The organism is Microbacterium sp. KRD172, assembly GCF_017168295.1.
Lineage (GTDB): Bacteria > Actinomycetota > Actinomycetes > Actinomycetales > Microbacteriaceae > Microbacterium > Microbacterium profundi.
The window spans coordinates 139808-160858 of the sequence record NZ_JABFAS010000002.1 but is presented as its reverse complement, the minus strand read 5'-3'; the positions used below and the strand labels follow the sequence as shown (position 1 = coordinate 160858).

Below are 21051 nucleotides of genomic sequence, written 5' to 3'. Positions count from 1 at the left end.
CACGGAGTCGAAGTGATTGGAGATCATGTTCTTGTTGCGGCCGATGATCACGAGGATGTCATCGATGCCGGCTGCGGCGGCCTCTTCGACCACGTACTGGATCGCCGGCTTGTCCACCACCGGAAGCGGCGTTCGACTCGGTCATCACTGTCTCCTCGCATGCGCGGGGGAACGGTGCTCCGATCTCCCCCGCAGACCAGCGTAATCGCAGCATCCGACTCGGACAGCCCGAGAGCAAGGGCAGAGATCCCCATCTCGGTGAATCCCGAACAAATACTTGTATCGTCCTATATATGTGTGGTCTACTAATGTCATGCAACTGCGTCACGCCATTCTCGGCCTCCTCGACATCGCACCCCAGAGCGGCTACGACCTCGGCCGGGCATTCGCCGGGTCCGTTGCGCACTTCTGGCACGCCGACCAATCGCAGATCTATCGCACCATCGATCGCCTCGAGACCGACGGCGCCGTGGCGACCGAGCTGATCGTCCAGACCGGACGCCCCGATCGCCGCGTGCATGAGCTGACCGATGCCGGACGCGCAGAGCTGCGTGCCTGGTTGCACTCACCGGTCGAGGCGCCCTTGCCCAAGGAGCCGTTCCTGGCCCGGCTCTTCTTCGCCGAGTCGCTCGGCGTCGAGGGCGTACTCGCGCTGCTCGACGAACGGGCAGATGCCGTCCGTGCCGAACGCGAGCAGCTCGCCGAGATCCCGAGAGCGACGCAAGGACTCGGTGCCGTGTTGCGCACAGCGACCCTCGACGCGGGGCTGCGAGCGGCAGAAGCCGAGCTCTCGTGGCTCGCGGATGTGCGGATCTCAGTGAAGAAGGAAATGCCATGACCGAGAGATACGCGATAGAGCACGGCCCGCGCACTGGCGAGTCGATCATCCTGCTGCACGGGGGCAATGTCGGCAACTGGATGTGGGAGCCGCAGGTCGACGGTCTCGCCGGTCGTCATGTGATCACCCCGGATGTCGTGGCCTTCGGCTCGCGGTCAGGGGAGCGTTGGCCGGGGCTCGGCGGCGCAGCCGACGACATCGCTGCGATCATCCGCGAGCGGGCGATCGGCGGCAGAGCGCACGTCGTCGGACTGTCGATGGGCGGCGTGATCGGCGTGCATCTTGGCATGCGGCATCCGGAGGTCGTCCGCTCCTGCATGGTGACCGGCGCGGCGATGACCGGGGTGGGCGGATTCGAGCGTCGGCTGGCGGAGCTGCAATTGCGTTCGTGGCACAAGCGCTGGTTCTGGAGCATGCAGGCGGCGATGTTCCGCATTCCGGCCGAGGCACGTGAGCTGTTCGTCTCCGATGGGATGGGCGTCGACAAGGATGCCGCGACGCGGATGTACCGCGAGATCTTCGACGGTTCGATGCCCGATGTGCGCTCCGGATACACCGGGCCGATCCTCGCGATCGCCGGCGGGAGGGAATCCGGGAGCGTGGCTGCGGCGTTTCCGGCGCTCGCGGCGGCGATGCCGCAGACGCGCACCTGGACGGCACCGGGGATGCGTCATGTGTGGAGCATCCAGGACCCGGAGCTGTTCACGAAGACGATCATGGACTTCGTCGACCGCGATGTCGTGCCCGTCTGAGCTCAGATCGAGTCGCGCGGGGCCTGGATAGCGGATCCCGCAGTGCCATCGCTGTAGGCGACGCGAATCATCGGATTGTCGAGGCCCGCGCTGAGAAGCGCTCCGCCCAGGGAGATGCTCGCCCGGCCGCCGGAATCGAATGTCACCGAACCGGCGCGGGAGGCGCCGTAGGAGGCGGATGCTGTCGCACCCGGCTGTCCTGACAGTGAGAGCGTGTAGCTGGACAGGATCCTGATGCCGAGCAGCCCGATCACGTGGTTCTCGCTGATGCCCGTGAAAGCGAGAGACTGTGGGGCCGGGGCCGGGGCGGGTGCAGGCGCTGGTGCGGGCGCGGCTGGTGCCGGTGCTGGTACCGGGCCGGGCGCGGCGGGAACGCCGGGAGTGTCTGCGCCCGGTGTCGCGGTGGACGGATTCGACGAGCCGGGAGCGTCGGGCGTCGTGCCGCGCAGTGCAGGCGGACTCCCCGGCGGGCCCTCTACTGAGTCGACGTCCTGGTCGTCGACGGTCTCAACGGCCGGTGCATAGGGTGCCTGCTGAGAGACCTCATCGCGGTCTGACATCGCGCTGCACCGGTCGCTCCGCTCACCGTTCTCACTGAGTGCGAGCGGCACGCACTGCGCGCTCATGGCATCGCGCCCCGAGATCGCCTCAGCGCCGGATGCCGTGAGCGCGGTGTCCTCGCGCAGACCCAGCGAGAGCGCCCCCGCGGTGATCACGCCTACGATCACCAGGGCCGCGATGCTCACGAGCAGCCACGGAGCGATCCGCCGTCTTCCAGCGGATGCCGACGTCGATGCGCGGGCGCCCTGCACCGGCTGCGCGGCAGGCAGAGCGACCTCAGCTGCGTAGATCCGATTATCGCGACGGCGGGCACTCACCACGGGCGTCGGCACAGATCCATCCACACTCACACCCTATCGATCACTCGAGGGCTTCTCCCTCGAGGGCTTCTCCCTCGAAGGGTTCTCGCACGAAGGGTTCTCGCACGAGGCGGCGCGCTCTATACCGCGCGTGACTCGCTGATCGGGTCGCGCACTCCGCGGGAGCGGATGCCGCGGCGGCGTCCCATCCAGATGACGAGGGCCGCCACGCCGATGATCGCGGCGGCGATCCCGATGATGTAGCCGACCACACCGCCGTAACCGCCCTGGATGTTCGGATCCAGGAAGGGGTACGGATACCAGTAGTGGTTGCCATGGGCGGGGCCGATGATGAAGTTCGCCCTGATCAGCGTGTACACCGCCCAGACGACGGGGAAGGCGGCGGCGGTCAGCATGGCTACCCACGGCAGCGCACGACGCCGCGGCGCGAACAGCACGTCGGCGAGCAGGAACAGCGGGATGATCACGTGCAGCGTCTCGTTGGTCCAGACATCCGAGATACCGGCGATCGCGATGTTGCGCAGCAGCAGATTGTAGACGATGCCCGTCACGATCATGTAGGTGCTCGCGCACAGCAGCAGCGTCGCCAGCCACGCGGGCTCCGGTGCCGTGCTGTGCCTCGTGCGCAGCATCCAGATCGCCGCGATGATCAGCACGACCGCGGCGATGAGGTTCGACAGGATCGTGAAATAGCTGAAGAAGTTCGCCACCACGGTCGGTATGTGACTCGCCCATGGCGTCTCAGCGGCGAGGGCATTCCCGACCGCGAGCGAGAACTGGCGGATGATCGCCGCGAGCCCGAGCACGGCCGCTGCGAGACGGGCGTATGGCCACCACTTGTTCATGATTCCTCCGCGATCACTGTAGCGAGCGCGTCACGTCACGCGAAGAGCGTCGCAGAGATGCGTGCGGAAAACATCGATCACGCTCACCGCGCCGCGCGTCGCCGCATCCGTGTGACGAGAACGCCGAGCAGGCCGACGGCATCCGCACACCCCTTCGGTAGGATGGAGAAGCCCGATCGGGCGCAGCTACGCGGCAGAAGACCCAGGGGGTTACCCATGCCAGGAATCGTGATCGTCGGCGTCCAGTGGGGCGACGAGGGCAAGGGCAAGGCGACCGACCTGCTCGGCGACCGGACCGACTGGGTGGTGAAGTTCAACGGCGGCAACAACGCCGGGCACACCGTCGTGGTCGGCAATGAGAAGTACGCGCTGCACCTGCTGCCCTCCGGCATCCTGTCGCCCGGTGTCACTCCGGTGATCGGCAACGGCGTCGTCATCGATCCCGAAGTGCTCTTCGACGAGCTCACCGCTCTCTCCGCCCGCGGCATCGACGTCTCGAAGCTCCGGGTGAGTGCGAACGCGCACCTCATCACGCAGTTCCACCGCACGCTCGACAAGGTGACCGAGCGCTTCCTCGGAAAGCGAAACATCGGCACGACAGGGCGCGGCATCGGCCCTGCCTACGCCGACAAGATCAATCGCGTGGGCATCCGCGTGCAGGATCTCTTCGACGAGAACATCCTGCGCCAGAAGGTCGAGGGCGCGCTCGATCAGAAGAACCACCTGCTGGTGAAGGTCTTCAACCGCCGTGCGGTGACGATCGACGAGATCGTCGACGAATTGCTCTCCTACGCGGAGCGGCTGCGACCGATGGTCGCCGATACCGGACACCTGATCGACGAGGCGCTCGAGAACGGCGAGGTCGTGGTGTTCGAGGGTGGCCAGGCGACGATGCTCGACATCGACCACGGCACGTACCCGTTCGTCACGTCGTCGACCGCGACGGCGGCGGGCGCAGCATCCGGATCCGGAGTCGGACCTGGGCGCCTCGACCGCATCGTCGGAATCGTCAAGGCATACACGACGCGCGTCGGATCGGGTCCGTTCCCGACCGAGCTGTTCGACGACAAGGGCGACTGGCTGCGCTCCGCCGGCTTCGAGTTCGGCACCACCACCGGCCGGCCACGCCGCGTCGGCTGGTACGACGCGCCGATCACGCGCTACGCGACGCGCATCAACGGCATCACCGACCTCGTGCTCACCAAGCTCGACATCCTCACCGGGCTCGAGAAGATCCCGGTCTGCGTCGCGTACGACGTCGACGGCGAGCGGTTCGACGACGTGCCGGTGAACCAGACCGACTTCCACCACGCGAAGCCGATCTACGAGGAGTTCCCCGGCTGGAGCGAAGACATCTCCACCGCCCGCACGTTCGAGGACCTGCCGCAGACCGCGCAGGAGTACGTGCTCGCGCTCGAGAAGATGAGCAAGACGCGCATCTCGGTGATCGGCGTCGGCCCTGAACGCGATCAGGTGATCGTGCGCCACGACCTGCTCGATTGAGCGTGACGCCGGCGTGGGAGGTGGCGCTTGTGGCCGCTGAATCGCGGTGGAAGCGGCGCGAGGCGACACCTGCCGGGGCGAGGAGACAGGCGTGACGCAGTTCTGGGTCGGCGGATACGGCGCCGACATGGGTGGGGATGCCACCGGCATCGGCCTGCTCGAGGGGGACGAGGGGCGCGAGCCCGGCACGCTCGCCTACCGTGGCGCCGTGACACGGACGGCGTCTCCTTCCTGGCTCGCGCGGCATCCGTCTCTCGACGTCGTCTACGCGGCGCTCGAGGGCGACGGTACGGTGCAGGCGTTCGTCCGCACCGGCCAGTCGGCTCTTGCGCCGATGGGTCGCCCGGTCGCGGCGGGCGATTCCGTCTGCCACCTCGCGGTCGCCCCGAGCGGTTCGTATCTGATCGCCAGTTGCTACGGCGACGGCCGGGTCGTGCGCATCGACGTCTCCGCGGACGGGTCGCTCGTGAAGTCGACGATCGCGGCGCGTGCGCTCGATCCTTTTGACCCGGATGCTGCGCAGGATGCCGCAGGAGACGACGCTGCGCAGCCCTCCGCGCAGGAGATCGCCGCGGCCATGCTGCGCAGCGGTTCCATGACGTTCGAAGAGCCTCCCGCCGCCGTCGTGGAACCGCCGCGTTCGGGGCTGCTGCTGTTCGACGACGTGCTCGGGTTCAATACTCCTGCGCCGCCGGAGCCCGAAGCGGCGGTCGAAGAGGATGAGCAGCCCGCTCGTTCATCCCACGCGCACGCCGCGGCATTCCTGCCGGACGGACGAATCGCGACCACCGACCTCGGGTTCGACCTCGTGCGCATCTGGCGCCCGACGCAGGGCAGGCTGACGCTGGATCACGAGATCGTGCTGCCGATGGGCACCGGTCCTCGGCACATGGTCGTCCACCCGAGCGGGCACCTGCATATCGTGACCGAGTACTCGTGCGAGATCTTCACGCTCGCCGTGCAGCCGGACGGACGCTGGGCGCTCGCCGCAGCGACCACGGTGACTCCCGGCGCCGAGATCGGCACCGACTTCCCCGCAGAACTCGCCCTCTCCAGAGACGGCGAGACCCTGTACACCGCGCTGCGGGGCAGTAACACGATCGCCGCCCTTCGCGTGCGCGGCGCCGGCGAGACGGTCGACCCGCTCGCGCTCGCCGAGTCAGGGGTGGACTGGCCGCGCCACCACCTCATCCACGACGGCGCGCTCCTCGTCGCCGGGCAGCGCTCGAATGAGATCAGCGTGCTCGACCTCGACGATCGCATGGGCGCGCCCCGCGGCATCCGGCACCGCACGTCGGCGCCGGCGCCGACCAGCATCTTGCTCGCGCGCTGAGCCGGTGCACGTCCCGCCGATACACCTGTCAGTCCGGATCACGCCCGTATGTCGAAACCCGGCCAGATCGACTGACATCCGTGATCGACGCTGACAAGTGTGAGATCGGCGCGCAAGCAGCATGCCGATGAATTCTGTTGCGCCCGTCGGAGGTTGTTGCGTCTGACGGACTTTTCGGACGAAAACCTCCGACGGGTGTCGCATCCTCCGCCATACGTCACGAGGCGCGCGGGAACAACCCCGGTGACATCGCGTTGCATCTCGACAAGACTGGTGCAGTACCGGTTCCGACGGAGGGCGACGCTATGCCGACAGAAGAATACGACCTGATCGTCCTGGGGGGAGGCCCCGTAGGCGAGAACGTCGCGGACCGAGCGGCCCAGGGCGGACTCACAGCGATCATCGTCGAGAGCGAGCTCGTCGGCGGCGAATGCTCGTACTGGGCGTGCATGCCGTCGAAGGCATTGCTGCGATCCGCACAGGCGCTGCGCGCGGCCCAGCATGTGGCGGGCGCTGCCGAGGCGGTCACCGGAACGCTCGACGTGCGTGCGGTGCTCGCCCGCCGCAACTCGTTCACGAGCGACTGGTCCGACGACGGCCAGGTGAAGTGGCTCAACTCGGCCGGCATCGACCTCGCCCGCGGCCACGGCCGCATCTCCGGCCCACGCGAAGTCACCGTGACGGCGGAAGACGGCACCACGCGGGTGCTCAGGGCTCGACAGGCGGTTGCGATCAGCACCGGGACGGATGCCGCGATCGCCCCGATAGACGGATTGGCGGATGCTGCGCCCTGGACGAGCCGCGAGGCGACGAGTGCGCAGGAGATTCCAGCATCCCTCGCCATCATCGGCGGCGGCGTCGTTGCAGTCGAGATGGCCACCGCCTACGCAGGTCTCGGCGCGAAGGTCACGCTGATCGCTCGCAGCGGTCTGCTCGAGAAGATGGAGCCGTTTGCCGGTGAGCTGGTCGAGAAGGGGCTGCGCGAGCTCGGCGTCGACGTCCGCACGAACACCGGCACCACTCGCGTCGCGCGCGGCGACGACGGAGTGACAGTGACGCTCGATGGCGGGACTGAGATCACTGCTGAGGAGGTGCTCGCCGCGACCGGACGCAGTCCGCGCAGCGGCGGCATCGGACTCGAGACCGTCGACCTCGAGCCGGGAAAGTACATCGAGACGGACGACACCCTCCGCGTTCAAGGCAGCGACTGGCTGTATGCCGTCGGTGACGTCAACGGACGCGTACTGCTGACCCACCAGGGCAAGTATCAGGCCAGGGCGGCAGGCGACGTGATCGCAGCGCGAGCGAACGGCGACGACGTCGATGATGCCGCATGGGGACGCCACGTCGCCACTGCAGATCACGCGGTCGTGCCGCAGGTCGTTTTCGGCGAGCCGGAGGTCGCATCGGTCGGGCTGACTGCGAAGGGCGCGAAGGATGCCGGCTACCAGACCCGCGTGATCGATCAGGATCTCGGCGCGATCGCGGGTTCCAGCCTTCGTGAGGACGGCTACGCCGGACAGGCGCGCATGGTCGTCGACACCGAGCGCGACGTCATCCTCGGGGTGACCTTCGTGGGTCCGGATGTCGCGGACCTGCTGCAGGCGGCGACCGTCGCGATCGTCGGTGAGGTACCGATCTCGCGGATGTGGCACGCGGTGCCCGCGTATCCGACGGTCAGTGAAGTCTGGCTGCGGCTGCTCGAGCAGTACGGGCGGGATTCTGCCTGAGCCGGTTCGGGCAGCTTTCCATCCATCTGGCGCACGGCTGCGAACAACCGAAGAATGTGCCACATATGTCTGACCCTTCCCATACGCTCGAAACCGAATCTGAGGAGACATCACCATGAAGGCTGTACTCGCAGGAACCGTGATCGCCGAGGCCGACCAGAGCGATCTCATCTCGATCGAGGGCAACTGGTACTTCCCGTTGACCTCTGTGGCGCCGGGAGTGCTCGTGCAGAGCCCGACCCCGTACACCTGTCCGTGGAAGGGCGAGGCGCAGTACTACTCGCTGCAGGTCGACGGTCAGACGCACGCCGATCAGGCGTGGGGCTACCCGAACCCGTACCCGACCGCCTTCGAGCGCCTCGGCAAGGACATCTCCGGACACATCGCATTCGGACCGGACGTCGAGGTCGGATGATAGACCGAGCAACGGAAGCAGGGCAGGCATGATCGAGTTCCGATCGGTCACGAAGAGGTTCCCGGATGGCACGCTCGCCGTCGAGGACTTCAGCCTCGTGCTGCCGTCACGCAAGACGACGGTGTTCGTCGGATCATCCGGATGCGGCAAGACGACTCTGCTGCGCATGATCAACCGCATGGTCGAGCCGAGCAGCGGCGACGTCGAGATCGACGGCGAGAGCGTGCTCGACAAGAACCCGGTGAATCTGCGGCGCAGCATCGGCTACGTCATGCAGAACTCCGGACTCATGCCGCACTTCACGGTGATCGACAACGTCGCCACAGTGCTGCGCCTGACCGGCACCTCCAAGAAGGATGCGCACGAGCGCGCCCGCACGCTCCTCGACACCGTCGGACTCGACCACGCGCTCGCCGACCGCTACCCGAGCCAGCTCTCCGGGGGGCAGCAGCAGAGAGTCGGAGTGGCGCGCGGCCTCGCGGCCGATCCGAACATCCTCCTCATGGACGAGCCGTTCGGCGCCGTCGACCCGATCGTGCGCGCCGACCTGCAGCGGGAGCTCATCCGGCTGCAGGTCGAGCTCGACAAGACCGTCGTCTTCGTGACGCACGACATCGATGAGGCGTTCCTGCTCGGAGACCAGGTCGTGATCCTCGACAAGGGCGCCCGCATCGTGCAGGTGGGCAGCCCGAGCGAGATCATCGAGAATCCGGCCGACGACTTCGTGACGGCATTCATCGGCGCCGAGCGCGGCAAGCGGGCACTGAGGATCAAGCAGACCTCGCACGGCCGGGTCGTCGTCGATTCAGAGGGGCGCACTCAGGGCGCGCTCCTCGATGACGAGGCCCCGGCGGATGCTGCGTCAGAGGTGCGCGCCGAGGGGGCCGGAACCTCGTGAACTGGATCGCCGACAACTTCGGCCTCATCCTCGAGTTGACGCTCGCGCATCTCTGGCAGAGCGCGATCCCGATCGTGCTCGGATTCGTGCTGTCTCTCCCGCTGGGATGGGTCGCCTGGCGGTACCGACTCGTGCGTGGTCCAGTGGTCATCCTCACCGGGCTGCTCTACACGATCCCCTCGCTGGCTCTTCTCATCCTGCTCCCCGCGCTGATCGGCATCTCCACGCGCGACCCGGCGAACCTCATCATCGGCCTCACGATCTATGCGATCGCGATTCTCGTGCGGGCTGTCGCCGACGGCCTGGATTCGGTCGATCCGGCCATCCGTCAGTCTGCGACCGCGATGGGCTACGGTGGGCTCCGCCGGTTCTGGACGGTGGACTTCCCGCTCGCGGCGCCGGTGGTGCTCGCTGGGCTCCGCGTGACGGCGGTGAGCACGATCTCACTCGCCACGGTCGGCATCCTCGTGGGCGTGGAGAACCTCGGCTACCTGTTCACCAACGGCCTGCAGCGGCGCATCATCGCCGAGGTCTTCGCCGGTGTGATCGCGGTCGTCGTGATCGCCCTGCTCATCGACCTTCTCCTCCTGCTCGCCGGGCGGGCGCTCATGCCATGGACCCGTGCGGTCAAGACTCCGAATGCCGCTCGCCGCCCCGCCCGTATCGTCAGGGCGGCCGCATGAATCTGTTCGCCGAGGCTCTCGCCTGGCTGTTCTCCCCTGAGCGGCTGGAAGGCCAGTACGCGCTGCCCGTCCTGCTCGGCCAGCACCTGTTCTACACGGTCATATCGGTGGTGATCGCGGCGGTGATCGCCGTCCCGGCAGGATGGCTCATCGGCCATACCGGACGCGGGCGCGAGGTGGCCGTGGCGATCTCCGGCGCAGCCCGCGCGGTGCCTTCGTTCGGCCTCATGGTGCTGCTCGTGCTGCTGCTGGGTGTGCTGCGCGTACCTCAGGCTGCGACCATCACGTTCGTGCTGCTCGCGATTCCCTCCCTGCTCGCCGGTGCCTACACCGGTCTCGAGGCCATCGACCGCCGCGTGATCGACGCCGCCCGCGCCACCGGCATGACCGAGTGGCAGATCTTCTGGAAGGTCGAGGTGCCGCTCGGGCTGCCCCTGCTGGTCGGCGGCCTGCGCGCTGCGACCCTGCAAGTGATCGCCACGGTCACGATCGCCGCCTACGTGAACCTCGGCGGGCTCGGCTGGCCGATCATCCAGGGCATCCCACTGCGCCGCTTCGACCAGGTGCTCGGCGGAGCCATCCTCGTCGCCGTGCTCGCACTGATCGCTGACATGCTGCTCGCGCTCGCCCAGCGGGCGGCGGTTCCCGCCGGCATCCGCGTCGCGTCCCGCGGGTCACGGACGCCGCGAGCGGCGCGGCGCGCAGCATCCGCCGAATCGCCTTCCGCCTCGGAGGACTCGGCCGCGACCGCACCCGCCTCAGCCTCCCCCACTTGACCAGCTCCCCACCAGGAACAGCACTCCCCACCAGGAAGGAACATCATGTTCACCGCACGAAAGTCACGCCTCGCCCTCATCGGCGGCATCGGGCTCGCAGCCTCGCTCGTGCTCGCCGGCTGCGCGAGCAGCAACCCGCTCGACACCCCCACCGAAGACGGCGGCGAGAGCGCCGGCTCAGACACGATCGTCATCGGATCGCAGGCCTACTACTCCAACGAGATCATCGCCGAGATCTATGCTCAGGCGCTCGAGAACGCCGACTTCACTGTCGAACGCGAGTTCAACATCGGTCAGCGCGACGCCTACATCCCCGATCTGGAGTCCGGCGCGATCGACCTGTTCCCCGAGTACACCGGCAACCTGCTGGAGTTCTACGACGACTCGGCCGACGTCACGAGCCCTGAGGACGTGTACACGGCGCTCCAGGACGCGCTGCCGGATGGACTGACGGCCCTCGACTACGCCGAGGCCAGCGACCAGGACACCTACACCGTCACGAAGGAGTTCGCCGCGGCGAACAAGCTGACCTCGATCGCCGACCTGGCCAGCCTCAGCGAGAAGGCCACGATCGGCGGCGCACCGGAGTTCGAGCAGCGTCCGTACGGGCCCGCCGGCGCCAAGGAGCTGTACGGCGTCGACCTCGCGTTCTCCGCGACCGGTGACACCACGCTGGAATCGCTGCTCGCCGGCGAGATCCAGGTCGCCGACATCTACAGCGCAGACCCTGCCTTCGAGACCGAGGACATCGTCGCGCTCGAAGACCCGGAGAACCTGATCCTGGCATCGAACGTCGTGCCGATCGCCTCGAGCGATGTGGCCGATGAGATCGCCGACGTCATCAACGCGGTCAGCGCCGCGCTCGGTGCCGACGACCTGGTCGCGCTCGGAGTGCAGAGCACGGTCGACGAGAAGTCGCCCGAGGAGATCGCCACGCAGTGGCTGACGGACAACGATCTGCTCTGATCACGCAGGATCGACACACGCAGGATCGAGGGGTCTTCCGGTGCATACCGGGAGGCCCTTCTGCGTGCGCGGCACGCGGCGCCTGAGACAATGGAGCCCATGGCCATGGACTCACGCGCATGATCTCGAAGCGCGATCTCGCTCAGCGACTCGACATCCCTCTGGAGATGGTCGACCGTCACGGCCTCGGCGACGGCATGAGCGAGGCGGAGTTCGCCGCGCTCGAGGCTGAACCACCCGCATGGCTCGTGCAGTCGCGGGCGAACCGCAAGAAGGGCGCCCGTCCGGTGTGGGCGACCCTGACGTGCGACGTGTGCGGATACACCGAGACGACCAGGCCCAAGAAGTGGTGGCCGGAGTTCACCTATCTGATGTGCGGCCACCATTCGATGGGCGAGCTCCCGAAACCGGCATCCGGTCACCACCGCGGTGAGTTCGACGGCGTCGGGAGCCGGTTCGTCGGGGTGGTCGATCAGTCGATCGAGGGCGTCTAGATCCTGGAGTCCTGGCGCGGGATCCAGATCTTCTTGATGATGATCAGAATGGATGCCGCGACCGGCACCGCCACGAGCGCTCCGAGCAGTCCGAGCAGCGTGCCGCCGACGAGGGCGCCGATGACGACCAGCGAACCGGGGATCGAGATCGCCCTGTTCATCACGCGCGGTGTCAGGAAGTACGACTCCACCTGCATGTAGACGAGGTAGACGACCGCGAAGATCAGCGCGAAGACGATGTTGTCCCCGAACAGGGCGATCCCGGTACCGATCACCCAGAACAGCAGCGACCCGACAAGCGGGATCAGCGTGATGAGGAACGCGACGACGGCCAGCAGCAGCGGGAACGGCAGCCCGAGCGCCGTGTACAGCACCAGCACGACCATGGCGTTGATGAACGCCAGAGTCACCATCCCCATGACGTAACCGCCGACCGAGTCGGTGATCTGCGTGCTGATGATGTCGGCGTTGGCCCGGTCGCGCGCCGGCACGAGGCGCAGCATCGCGGCCTTGATCCCGGGCAGCGTCGCCACGAAGTAGATGATGAGCACCAGCACGATGACCGCGCCGGAGATGCCGTTGGCGATGGATGCTCCGACCTGCAGCGCGCCTCCGCCGATCGCGGCGATGTTGCCAGGGTTCGTCAGGAACGCCTGGACATCGCCCACCATCGACTCGAACTGGTCGCCGAACTGATCCTCCAGGGTCGCGTAGAGATCGCTGCCCTGGAAGTCCGCGATCATCCCTGGGACGTCCTTCACGAAGGATGTGATCTGCGTCACGACGACGGGGACGATCGACCAGATGATCAGGCCCAGCGCGACGATGAGTGTGAACAGGACGATCAGCACGCCCCATCCGCGACTCAGACCGCGGCGCTCCAGGAAGCGCACGGCAGGGTCGAGGCCGAGGGCCGCGAACAACGCGAGCGCGATGTAGATGATGACCGTCGAGAGGTTCGACAGGGCGAGTCCGAGCAGGATCGCGGCCAGCCCGCCGAGGGTGACGAGGAAGCCGAACACGAACGGCCGCTCGATGCGGGTCCAGAACGAGCGATTCGACGCGACCGGTTCGACGACTGGCTTGGTCTTGATCTCCGGTTCTGCAGGTGGCTCCGCCTTGATGGCCTTCTGCTTCTTCGGCTTCGTCTTGGTCGCTGCTTCGGCCCGGCGGGTGACCGGCGCCTCGGCGGCGGAGGAATCGTCGGATGCCGCAGGCTCATCGATACTCATGCGCTCACTCTAGAGCGTGGAAACCCGCCCATCGGGAGCCGCTCCCTGAGCCCTTCGCGATATCGTCGTACCTGCGACCTGGAGGAGACACATGACCGACGCAGAAGACGCCCGCGCAGAGCTGCTGCGACTGCGCGGCAGTATCGACAACATCGACGCCGCGCTCATCTACATGCTCGCCGAGCGGTTCCGCGCGACCCAGCAGGTCGGCGTCCTCAAGGCAGAGCACGAGATGCCCGCATCCGATCCGAAGCGCGAGGAGCAGCAGGTCGCACGTCTGCGCGCCGTCGCGGAGGAGGCGCATCTCGACCCCGAGTTCGCCGAGAAGTGGTTCAACTTCGTCGTCGCGGAAGTCATCCGCCACCACACCGAGGCCAAAGAAGGGCGCTGACCGGATGACTCGGCCGGCGATCGATGACAGGGATGCGCGGTTCCGGCTCGGGATCATCGGTCATGGGATGTGGCCTTCCGCGTACCTCATCCCCGGCGCACGCCAGCTGGATGGTGTGGATGTCGTCGCCGTGTGCGGTCGCGATTCTGCGCGGGCAGCCGCGTTCGCCGACGCTCACGGCATCGAGCGTTCCTATGACTCGATCGATCGGATGCTGGCTGTCGAGCATCTCGACGGCGTGATCATCGCGACTCCTCCGCCCCACCACGAGTCCGCGGTCCGCGCGGTGTCCGGCTTCCGCGCCGCGGTCCTCTGCGAGAAACCCCTCGCCCTGGAAGTGGACAGCGCCCGTCGCATCAGGGATCTGCTCGTCGGCAGGGCGGCGCTCACCGGTTTCACACTGCGATGGCATCCGCTGTTCCAGCAACTGCGCGAGGCCGTCGTGACGCAGGCCGTCGGCGCGGTGAGGCACGTGCGCATCCGTTACCTGCAATCCTCTGCGGCGACCCCCGCACGCGGGTGGGACTGGCATTTCGACGCGGCCGACGAGCCGCTCGGCGTCATCTCCGACCTCGGCCCGCACGCCATCGACCTCGTGCGGTGGATGCTCGGCGATGTGACCGAGGTGACGGCGTTCGCACGCACGACGATCTCAGAGCGGCCGGATCCCGGGTCCGGTCGGGCTCGCCAGGTCACCAATCACGACGACGCGGACGTCCAGCTGGCGGCGCAGTCGGGCGCGACCGCGTCGCTGACGATCAGTCGCGTCGCCCCGGATGCCGGGGTGCCGGGCGGGATCACGATCGAGGTCCTCGGGGACGCGGGATGGATCAGGGTCGACTCCAATGAGCCGGATGTCGTGATCGGCACAGCATCCGGAATCGAACGACGGCCTGTGCCGGTGCGGTCATTCCAGGACGGCGCCGGCGCGCAGATCGGGGACTTCGTCCGCGTCGCGCGCGGTGAGCACGTGGACGGGCTGCCGAGCATCGACGACGGCTATCAGGCACAGCTCGTGATGGATGCCGTCGCGCGGTCCCTCGACGCGCGCGAGAGCATCCATCTGGGCTGAGTCCGTCCGTGAGAGGCGTGCTACTTCGAAGTCCCCTGCGACACCGAACCCTGCAGCTGGCGCTGGAAGAAGATGTACACGATCAGCACCGGGACGATCGTGATGATCACGGCCGCGAACATCTCACCGAAGTCGAGCGCGTACCCCGCGGACGAGGCGTAGGACGCCATGCCCTGTGAGAGCACGTACTTGCTCCTGTCGGTGTTCAACGAGATCGGCAACAGGAACTGGTTCCACAGGCCGAGGAAGTTCATGATCGCCACGGCAGCCATCCCGGGCTTGGCCATCGGCAGCATCACCTGGAAGAAGGTGCGCCATTCGCTCGCACCGTCGACGTATGCGGCCTCCTGGATCTCATAGGGCAGCGACTTGAAGAACGAGAACAGGAAGAACACCGTGAACGGCAGTGCGAACGCGACGTACGTGATGATCAGGCCGGGCAGCGTGTTCAGCAGCCCCATGCCCTGCAGGATGAAGAACAGCGGGACGATCGCGAGGAACACCGGGAAGGTGAGTCCGGCGAGCATCAGGTAGTAGATCACCCGGCTGCCCGGCACCGAGAACCGTGCCAGCACGTACGCGCACATGGCGCCGAGCACCATCACGAGCACGAGCGAGACACCCACGACGATGACCGTGTTGATGAACATGCCGCCGAAGTTGTTGCCCACCCAGGCGTTGATGTAGTTGTCGAAGCTCCAGTTCGCAGGCAGGCCGAACGGCGATGCGAAGATCTCCTTCGTGGTCTTGAAGGAACCGATGAGGGTCCACAGCATCGGCATGATCACGACGAGCGACCAGATGATCAGAACCACGTGGGATGCTCCGCCGACGGCCTTGTCGCCCTTGGTGGATTTCGTCTTCAAGGCGGTCGGCCGAGTCCCCGACTTCGGATCGATCGTGACCGCTGCGCGCGTGTCGAGACTCATGAGCGCCCTCCTTCATCCTTGCCGCCGATGAGGCGGAACACGCCGATCACGATCGCGGCGAACAGCAGCGTGATCACAGCGAGGACCACACCCATCGCACTCGCCAGGCCGAACTGGCCCTTCTCGAACGCGGTGCGGAACAGGTACTGGCTCATCACCAGGGTGCTGTTGCCTGGACCACCGGTGGAATTGAGGCCCACCATGTAGACGAAAGCATCCAATGCCAGGATGCCGAGATAGATGTAGGCAGTCTGCACGTTGTCGCGGATCTGCGGGAGAATTATCGAGGTGACAGTGCGGAACCGGCCGGCCCCGTCGATGCGCGCGGCTTCGAGGGTCTCAGATGGAACCCCCTTGATCGCGGCGATGAACAGCACCATGTAGAAGCCGACCATGCTCCAGACGATGACGAAGATCGTTGCGCCCATGGCGGTGCGCGCGTCGCCCAGCCACGCGAAGCCGTTCGTGTCGACCCCGATCACCCCGAGAAGACCGTTCAGCAGGCCGCTGGGCGTGTAGATCATGTTCCACAGGATCGCGATCACGATCGCGGGGATGACATACGGGAAGAAAGACACCACGCGATAGAAGCTCGAGCCCGTCAGGCCGCGTACTTGACCGTGGCTCGGGCCGCCGACGGTGATCATGCTCGCGAAGATCAGGGCGATCACGATCGTGATCAGTGGGACGACGATCGCGAGCAAGACGTTGTTGCCCATGGCCTGAAGAAAAGTCGGGTCCTGGAACAGCTTCACGAAGTTGTCGACGCCGACGAAGTCCATGTTGGGCGAGAAGCCGGTCCAGTTCGTCATCGCGTAGTAGACGGCCTGGATGAACGGCGAGATGACGAAGATCAGGAAGATCGCGACCGGAAGCCCGAGGAACACCAGCAGGAACGACACATAGTCGAACGTCATCCTGCGGCGCAGCCCCGCACGGGGCGCCTTGCGGCGTCCCGTGCGGGCGGTGACGACGGCGCTGGTGTCCAGCGCCGCGTCGAGGCCAGGAGCGCTGAGGGTCACTTGATCTCGATCTTCTCGATGGAACTGTCGTTGCGAATCTTGTCGGTCAGGTCCTGCAGCTGCTTCGTGATGTCTGCGACCGTCATCTTGCCGTCGAGGAACGAGTTCCAGATCGGCAGCTGGTCGGAGTTCATGCCGTACAGGTTGAATGACTGGATCGTGAACATGCCCGACCCGGCCGACGCGATCATCTCCACCTGCGACACGAGCGCCGTCGAGCCGAAGCCGTCCTCGGGCACGATGTCCTTGACGACGGTCGGGGCGAGCTTCTCCTTCGAGAAGGCCGACGCCGCCTCCTTCGAGAGCATCGTGCGCAGCAGCTCCTTGCCCCCGGCGGGGTTCTTCGCCTTGGACGGCACGATGAAGGGTTCACCGGCCTCGGCCCGCATGAAGCCGGCAGGCGTGGTCGCCTTGTCGTCCAGGGGCATCTCACGCACGCCCTTCATCTGGAAGTTCTCGGCCGTGGTCTTCTTCATCTCGTTCTCGATCCACGACCCGGACGGGTACAGCAGTGCCTCCTGGTCGAGGCTCCACTGCGCCTGAGCCTCGGTGAACTGCGTGCCACCGCCACCGGGCTTGACGTAGCCGGCCTGGATCAGCTCGTACAGGACGGTGAGGATGGACTGCAGAGTCGGATGCGACCAGCATCCTTCTTCGAGGTTCTCCAGCGGCAGGCGCACATCGTCGCCGGACTGGATGATGGCAGAGTCGACGACGAAAGTCTGGTAGTAGGTCGCCGCTTCCTTGCCCCAGAGGAACAGGTACTTGCCCTGTGCCTTCGCCGCCTCGCCGAGGGCCTTCAGATCCTGCCAGGTCGTCGGCGGCTCCCAGCCGTTCTCCTCGAACAGGCTTCCCGAATACCAGATGCCGTACGTGGTGAACACGTAGTTGATCGCCGCGAACTTGTCGCCGAAGGTGCCCGGGGCCTTCACGCCGTCGAACAGGGTGTCGGCGATCTTCGTGCCCTCGAGGTTCTCGGCCTCGAGCACGTCGCTGAGGTCCTCGAGCTGGTCGAGGATGGTGTTCCAGCCGATCGAGTTCGCGCCGGAGTTGTCGACGAGATCCGGTGGGTTGCCGCCCACGAATCGCGGCTGCAGCTCCTGTGCGATCTTGGTGGAGGCGGAGACCTTGGCGGTGACGCCGTCCAGGCCCTTGTTGCCGGCCATGATCTTGGCCGCGTTCTCGACGTAGTCGACGCCGTAGCCGCCGTCGAAGATGACCGCGTCGACCTCGGTGTTGGCTGCGACGCCGAACGGGTTGTCCGCGGTGACCTCGCCCTTGGCGCCGCCTCCGCCTCCGCCGCCACCCGGTGCTGCGCAGGATGCGAGGGACATGCCAAATGGCAGCAGCAGCGCCGTCGCTGCAGCGCCGCGCAACAGGTTGCGACGGCTGATGGAGGTTTGTGTGAGTTCCATCTTCGTACCTTTCATTGTGGTGATCAGTGTTCGGGTTCAGGCGCCCCGGCGCATGCGACCGCGATAGCGGTCTTCCAGGACGGAGTTGTGCTCATCGCCGCCGGGGATGTTGGCGGAGATGTACATCGGGGGAGTCTCGCCGCGGTCGGCGATGGTGCGTGCGACGCCGAGCGTGAGCAGCTGGGCGATGAACGCGGCGGTGATCGATGAGATGGCTCCGGCGCCGATACCGCCCGTGACTTCGAGGGTCGTGTCGCCGTAGGGGGCGAGGTTGTCGATCACGACGTCGGCGACGTCGGCGAGGCGCTTGCCGGACGGATGCTTCGGTTCGACGCGCATGGTGTGCTCCATGCTCGTGACCGCGATCACGCTGTGTCCGCGCTCCTTCGCCCACAGCGCTGCCCCGACGATCGATCCGTTCACACCGGAGTTCGAGGCGATCATGAAGACGTCGCCCTCGCCCACCGGGACCGTCGCCATCAGCTCGTCGACCAGCCAGGGTTCGCGCTCCAGTGCGCTGGTCAGAACGTCCACTTCGCGATCGCCATGCATCACGAGGTCGCGCAGCGCGAACTTGTTGGTCGGGATGAGCCCGCCCGCCCTGCCGGAGATCTCCATCGCGAACGCCTCGGAGTGACCGGTGCCGAAGGCGTGGATCACTCCGCCGGCATCCAGCGCCGCGACCATCAACTCGACCGCGGGATCGAGGGCGCCGGCTTCGGCATCCGCAGTGAGGCGGGTGAGGCGATCGTTCGCCTCACGGAACAGATCGGACGGTGTCGCGGTCAACTCGCAGCCTCCTGGATCTCGGACGGGGATTCCGGCGGCTCATCGCCCGAACGCTGGTTCAGCGTTCGCGGTCGGCGATGTGCGGACACTGCTGTCGCGGTGGCGGCAAGCCGCCGCGTGGCCGGATCGAACATCTGCTGTGCGATGAGTAGGTAGAGCAGGTCGATCACGAAGAGCTGCGAATGCTTCACCGACATGTCGTCCGGTCGCAGGTAGCCGACGGGTGCTGCGGTGGTTATCGACACGTCTGCCACGTCGGCGATCCAGCTCTCGACGTCGTGCGTGATCGCGACGGTGAGCGCTCCCACGGCTCCGGCCTGCGTGAGCATCTGCACGGTCTCGTTGGTCTGCCCGGTGCTCGACACTCCGATCGCCACGGAGCCCTCGTCCTGCAGCGCGGCACTCGCCAGGCCGTCATGCACATCCGACCACGCGTGCGAGTTGATCCCGATGCGGTGCATCCTGCGCTGGAACTCCTGGGCGATCCCCGCACTGCCGCCCAGGCCGTAGATGTCGACGTGCCGGCTCGCGGTGATCGCGCGCGCGGCCCGGCCGACGGCATCCAGATCGATGCCCTCCCGCGTCGTCTCGAGGCCGCTCACGTGCACGTTGAGGAGCGTGCGCAGAATCTTCTCCGGTGAATCCGTCGGCTCGAACTCGGCGCCGATGTCGGTGATCCAGGCATGCTCGGCGGACGCGTGTCCGAGCTCGGTCGCGATCGCGACGCGGAACTGCGTGTACCCCGCGAAGCCGAGGGATCGGCAGAAGCGCGTGACGCTCGCAGGCGAGCTTCCCGCCCGCTCGGCCAGCTCGGTGATCGTCAGTTCGGCCGGGGTGGTCGGGTTGGAGATCACCAGATCGGCGATCTTCGACAGCGCGGAGGGCATGGCGTCGCGACGCTCGGCCAAGCGGGCGACGATCGCGCCATTGCCCGTGCTCATGCTGCGTGGCACCATTGCCCCCAGAACTCGTCGCAGTAGGTCTGCGTTGCGTTGAAAACTATTCTCACCGTCGAGGAACGTCAAGTTAGGGCGAATAACAAATGGGTCACAACACTCTGATGCTGGGACTTGACGCCGGCGGGACGTCGACCAGAGCAGTGCTGATGACGAGCCAGGGGGAGTGCGTCGGGTACGGCGTCGGGGGTCGAGGGAACCCGATCGCCACGGGTCCTGATCTCGCCGCGCAGGGGGTGCTGGATGCCGTCGCTCTGGCGCTCGCACCGTCATCTCGCGCCCTCGCAGATGTGTCGGTGATCACGGCGGCGATGGCCGGGCAGAAGGCCGCGGAGGGCGAAGGAGCGTGGCTCGGTGATCGACTGGCCGCGGAAGGGTTCGCCGGCAGACTCACCTTCGAATCCGATCTCCTCGCGACCTACTTCAGCGGCTCGGTGGAGCCTTTCGGCTATGCGATCGTGGCGGGAACCGGCGCGTGCGCCGTCCGTGTCTCGGGCGGACGGATCGCGGGGACTGCCGATGGGCTCGGATGGCTGCTCGGCGACCGCGGAAGTGGCTTCTGGATCGGGCGTCGGGTGGCGAGGGCGGTCGTTCGGGACCTCGACGACGCCGGTCCGGCGACGACGCTGACCGGCGCAGTGCTCGAGCATCTCGACATCGTCGAGGACGCGACCCGCAGAGAAGGGCGCTCGCGCACACTCGAGAATCTGGTCGGTGCGCTCTACGGCGCCAGGCCGATCGAGCTCGCAGCCCTCGCACCGCTCGCCTTCGCGGCTGATGACCAGGTGGCCGAGAGCATCCTCCGTCGAGCGGGCGAGCACCTCGCCGATTCGTTCGCCGCGGTGCTGTCCGGCCCTGGACCTCTCGTCGTAGGAGGAAGCGTGCTCTTCCGTCCGAGTGCCGTCAGGAATGCCTTCATGCAGCGCCTCGGCGATGCCGCGGCCGGTCTCGAACTGCTTCCGGTCGTCGACGGGGCGGTCGGTGCGGGCGTGCTCGCGCTGCGTGCCGGCGGCGCTCGACCGTCGTCTGAGATGCACATCAGGCTCCGCGAGTCGCTCTCGCACTTCCGCTGATGCCGACTGGTGCCGCGTCATGCTCGCACGATACTCTATGATCGAAAGCAGAAGCAAT

The 21051-nt window shown here is 66.7% G+C and carries 22 protein-coding genes and 1 pseudogene; 14 read left to right on the top strand and 9 right to left on the bottom strand.

Annotated features, from left to right (window positions below; translation table 11 throughout):
• A pseudogene (locus J1M43_RS16605) lies at positions 1-120 on the bottom strand (UTP--glucose-1-phosphate uridylyltransferase); the annotation flags it as partial.
• 193 nt (positions 121-313) lie between these two features.
• Between J1M43_RS16605 and J1M43_RS00890 the strand changes: the two are divergent.
• Together J1M43_RS00890 and J1M43_RS00885 are read left to right on the top strand one after the other, a co-directional pair.
• Entirely contained in the window at positions 314-838 is a 525-nt protein-coding gene (locus J1M43_RS00890) for a PadR family transcriptional regulator (RefSeq protein WP_033105524.1), read from the top strand.
• Complete coding sequence (locus tag J1M43_RS00885; RefSeq protein WP_206475435.1) at positions 835-1590, top strand: alpha/beta fold hydrolase; 756 nt, start codon at positions 835-837, stop codon at positions 1588-1590. The genes J1M43_RS00890 and J1M43_RS00885 overlap by 4 nt, the downstream gene beginning before the upstream one ends.
• A gap of 2 nt (positions 1591-1592) precedes the next feature.
• Here the strand turns inward: J1M43_RS00885 and J1M43_RS00880 are convergent, their stop codons facing one another.
• Together J1M43_RS00880 and J1M43_RS00875 are read right to left on the bottom strand one after the other, a co-directional pair.
• On the bottom strand, positions 1593-2495 hold the full coding sequence (locus J1M43_RS00880; protein ID WP_206475433.1) for a hypothetical protein: 903 nt from the start codon (positions 2493-2495) through the stop codon (positions 1593-1595).
• Between the two features lie 95 nt (positions 2496-2590).
• Positions 2591-3316: a Pr6Pr family membrane protein gene (locus J1M43_RS00875; RefSeq protein ID WP_206475432.1), complete on the bottom strand. Its 726-nt coding sequence runs from the start codon at positions 3314-3316 to the stop codon at positions 2591-2593.
• 216 nt (positions 3317-3532) lie between these two features.
• Between J1M43_RS00875 and J1M43_RS00870 the strand changes: the two genes are divergently transcribed.
• The 9 genes from J1M43_RS00870 to J1M43_RS00830 all read left to right on the top strand — a co-directional run bounded on the left by J1M43_RS00870 (position 3533) and on the right by J1M43_RS00830 (position 12114).
• Positions 3533-4819, top strand: a complete 1287-nt coding sequence (locus tag J1M43_RS00870) for an adenylosuccinate synthase (protein ID WP_033105519.1) — start codon at positions 3533-3535, stop codon at positions 4817-4819.
• A 91-nt stretch (positions 4820-4910) separates the two neighbouring features.
• Positions 4911-6152: a beta-propeller fold lactonase family protein gene (locus J1M43_RS17050; RefSeq protein ID WP_206475431.1), complete on the top strand. Its 1242-nt coding sequence runs from the start codon at positions 4911-4913 to the stop codon at positions 6150-6152.
• Between the two features lie 305 nt (positions 6153-6457).
• Positions 6458-7882 carry an NAD(P)/FAD-dependent oxidoreductase gene (locus J1M43_RS00860; protein ID WP_206475430.1) on the top strand — a complete coding sequence of 475 codons (1425 nt, stop codon included), beginning with the start codon at positions 6458-6460 and terminating at the stop codon, positions 7880-7882.
• A 115-nt stretch (positions 7883-7997) separates the two neighbouring features.
• Positions 7998-8297 (top strand): DUF427 domain-containing protein, encoded by a 300-nt coding sequence (locus J1M43_RS00855; protein WP_033105517.1) that lies wholly within the window; start codon positions 7998-8000, stop codon positions 8295-8297.
• A gap of 28 nt (positions 8298-8325) precedes the next feature.
• Positions 8326-9195 carry an ABC transporter ATP-binding protein gene (locus J1M43_RS00850; RefSeq protein WP_206475429.1) on the top strand — a complete coding sequence of 290 codons (870 nt, stop codon included), beginning with the start codon at positions 8326-8328 and terminating at the stop codon, positions 9193-9195.
• A complete protein-coding gene (locus J1M43_RS00845; protein WP_206475428.1) occupies positions 9192-9878 on the top strand; it encodes an ABC transporter permease in 687 nt (228 codons plus the stop codon). Before J1M43_RS00850 ends, J1M43_RS00845 begins: the two co-directional genes overlap by 4 nt.
• Entirely contained in the window at positions 9875-10654 is a 780-nt protein-coding gene (locus J1M43_RS00840; protein ID WP_206475427.1) for an ABC transporter permease, read from the top strand. The genes J1M43_RS00845 and J1M43_RS00840 overlap by 4 nt, the downstream gene beginning before the upstream one ends.
• A gap of 45 nt (positions 10655-10699) precedes the next feature.
• Positions 10700-11620 (top strand): ABC transporter substrate-binding protein, encoded by a 921-nt coding sequence (locus tag J1M43_RS00835; RefSeq protein ID WP_033105514.1) that lies wholly within the window; start codon positions 10700-10702, stop codon positions 11618-11620.
• Between the two features lie 119 nt (positions 11621-11739).
• The gene (locus J1M43_RS00830) at positions 11740-12114 is read left to right on the top strand and encodes a hypothetical protein (protein WP_206475426.1); all 375 of its coding nucleotides are present in this window, start codon (positions 11740-11742) and stop codon (positions 12112-12114) included.
• Here J1M43_RS00830 and J1M43_RS00825 read toward each other — a convergent pair.
• Entirely contained in the window at positions 12111-13346 is a 1236-nt protein-coding gene (locus J1M43_RS00825; protein WP_033105512.1) for an AI-2E family transporter, read from the bottom strand. The two genes, J1M43_RS00830 and J1M43_RS00825, sit on opposite strands and share 4 nt — an antisense overlap.
• 91 nt (positions 13347-13437) lie before the next feature.
• Here J1M43_RS00825 and J1M43_RS00820 point away from each other — a divergent pair, with 91 nt between their 5' ends.
• Both J1M43_RS00820 and J1M43_RS00815 read left to right on the top strand, forming a co-directional pair.
• On the top strand, positions 13438-13737 hold the full coding sequence (locus J1M43_RS00820; RefSeq protein WP_033105511.1) for a chorismate mutase: 300 nt from the start codon (positions 13438-13440) through the stop codon (positions 13735-13737).
• A gap of 4 nt (positions 13738-13741) precedes the next feature.
• Positions 13742-14809, top strand: coding sequence for a Gfo/Idh/MocA family protein (locus tag J1M43_RS00815; RefSeq protein WP_206475424.1), 1068 nt, complete (start codon positions 13742-13744; stop codon positions 14807-14809).
• Between the two features lie 20 nt (positions 14810-14829).
• Here J1M43_RS00815 and J1M43_RS00810 read toward each other — a convergent pair whose 3' ends face one another.
• The 5 genes from J1M43_RS00810 to J1M43_RS00790 are packed head-to-tail and all read right to left on the bottom strand — an operon-like array spanning position 14830 to position 19905.
• Entirely contained in the window at positions 14830-15738 is a 909-nt protein-coding gene (locus J1M43_RS00810; RefSeq protein WP_206475422.1) for a carbohydrate ABC transporter permease, read from the bottom strand.
• Positions 15735-16760 carry a sugar ABC transporter permease gene (locus tag J1M43_RS00805; RefSeq protein ID WP_307823190.1) on the bottom strand — a complete coding sequence of 342 codons (1026 nt, stop codon included), beginning with the start codon at positions 16758-16760 and terminating at the stop codon, positions 15735-15737. The genes J1M43_RS00810 and J1M43_RS00805 overlap by 4 nt, the downstream gene beginning before the upstream one ends.
• Positions 16757-18175: an N-acetylglucosamine/diacetylchitobiose ABC transporter substrate-binding protein gene (gene ngcE / locus J1M43_RS00800; RefSeq protein WP_206475420.1), complete on the bottom strand. Its 1419-nt coding sequence runs from the start codon at positions 18173-18175 to the stop codon at positions 16757-16759. Before ngcE ends, J1M43_RS00805 begins: the two co-directional genes overlap by 4 nt.
• 36 nt (positions 18176-18211) lie before the next feature.
• Complete coding sequence (locus J1M43_RS00795) at positions 18212-18964, bottom strand: sugar isomerase domain-containing protein (RefSeq protein ID WP_052166815.1); 753 nt, start codon at positions 18962-18964, stop codon at positions 18212-18214.
• Positions 18961-19905 carry a MurR/RpiR family transcriptional regulator gene (locus tag J1M43_RS00790; protein ID WP_160175042.1) on the bottom strand — a complete coding sequence of 315 codons (945 nt, stop codon included), beginning with the start codon at positions 19903-19905 and terminating at the stop codon, positions 18961-18963. The genes J1M43_RS00795 and J1M43_RS00790 overlap by 4 nt, the downstream gene beginning before the upstream one ends.
• A gap of 119 nt (positions 19906-20024) precedes the next feature.
• Between J1M43_RS00790 and J1M43_RS00785 the strand changes: the two genes are divergently transcribed.
• The gene (locus J1M43_RS00785) at positions 20025-20993 is read left to right on the top strand and encodes an N-acetylglucosamine kinase (protein ID WP_206475419.1); all 969 of its coding nucleotides are present in this window, start codon (positions 20025-20027) and stop codon (positions 20991-20993) included.
• The last annotated feature ends 58 nt before the right edge of the window (positions 20994-21051 follow it).

What these genes read in the sequence shown, in the direction of transcription:
- J1M43_RS00890 (WP_033105524.1), top strand. Translation starts at nt 314, where the DNA reads ATGCAACTGCGTCACGCCATTCTCGGCCTCCTCGACATCGCACCCCAG.
- J1M43_RS00885 (WP_206475435.1), top strand. Translation starts at nt 835, where the DNA reads ATGACCGAGAGATACGCGATAGAGCACGGCCCGCGCACTGGCGAGTCG.
- J1M43_RS00875 (WP_206475432.1), bottom strand. Translation starts at nt 3,316, where the DNA reads ATGAACAAGTGGTGGCCATACGCCCGTCTCGCAGCGGCCGTGCTCGGG.
- J1M43_RS00870 (WP_033105519.1), top strand. Translation starts at nt 3,533, where the DNA reads ATGCCAGGAATCGTGATCGTCGGCGTCCAGTGGGGCGACGAGGGCAAG.
- J1M43_RS00860 (WP_206475430.1), top strand. Translation starts at nt 6,458, where the DNA reads ATGCCGACAGAAGAATACGACCTGATCGTCCTGGGGGGAGGCCCCGTA.
- J1M43_RS00855 (WP_033105517.1), top strand. Translation starts at nt 7,998, where the DNA reads ATGAAGGCTGTACTCGCAGGAACCGTGATCGCCGAGGCCGACCAGAGC.
- J1M43_RS00850 (WP_206475429.1), top strand. Translation starts at nt 8,326, where the DNA reads ATGATCGAGTTCCGATCGGTCACGAAGAGGTTCCCGGATGGCACGCTC.
- J1M43_RS00840 (WP_206475427.1), top strand. Translation starts at nt 9,875, where the DNA reads ATGAATCTGTTCGCCGAGGCTCTCGCCTGGCTGTTCTCCCCTGAGCGG.
- J1M43_RS00835 (WP_033105514.1), top strand. Translation starts at nt 10,700, where the DNA reads ATGTTCACCGCACGAAAGTCACGCCTCGCCCTCATCGGCGGCATCGGG.
- J1M43_RS00830 (WP_206475426.1), top strand. Translation starts at nt 11,740, where the DNA reads ATGATCTCGAAGCGCGATCTCGCTCAGCGACTCGACATCCCTCTGGAG.
- J1M43_RS00825 (WP_033105512.1), bottom strand. Translation starts at nt 13,346, where the DNA reads ATGAGTATCGATGAGCCTGCGGCATCCGACGATTCCTCCGCCGCCGAG.
- J1M43_RS00820 (WP_033105511.1), top strand. Translation starts at nt 13,438, where the DNA reads ATGACCGACGCAGAAGACGCCCGCGCAGAGCTGCTGCGACTGCGCGGC.
- J1M43_RS00815 (WP_206475424.1), top strand. Translation starts at nt 13,742, where the DNA reads ATGACTCGGCCGGCGATCGATGACAGGGATGCGCGGTTCCGGCTCGGG.
- J1M43_RS00810 (WP_206475422.1), bottom strand. Translation starts at nt 15,738, where the DNA reads ATGAGTCTCGACACGCGCGCAGCGGTCACGATCGATCCGAAGTCGGGG.
- ngcE (WP_206475420.1), bottom strand. Translation starts at nt 18,175, where the DNA reads ATGGAACTCACACAAACCTCCATCAGCCGTCGCAACCTGTTGCGCGGC.
- J1M43_RS00790 (WP_160175042.1), bottom strand. Translation starts at nt 19,905, where the DNA reads ATGAGCACGGGCAATGGCGCGATCGTCGCCCGCTTGGCCGAGCGTCGC.
- J1M43_RS00785 (WP_206475419.1), top strand. Translation starts at nt 20,025, where the DNA reads ATGCTGGGACTTGACGCCGGCGGGACGTCGACCAGAGCAGTGCTGATG.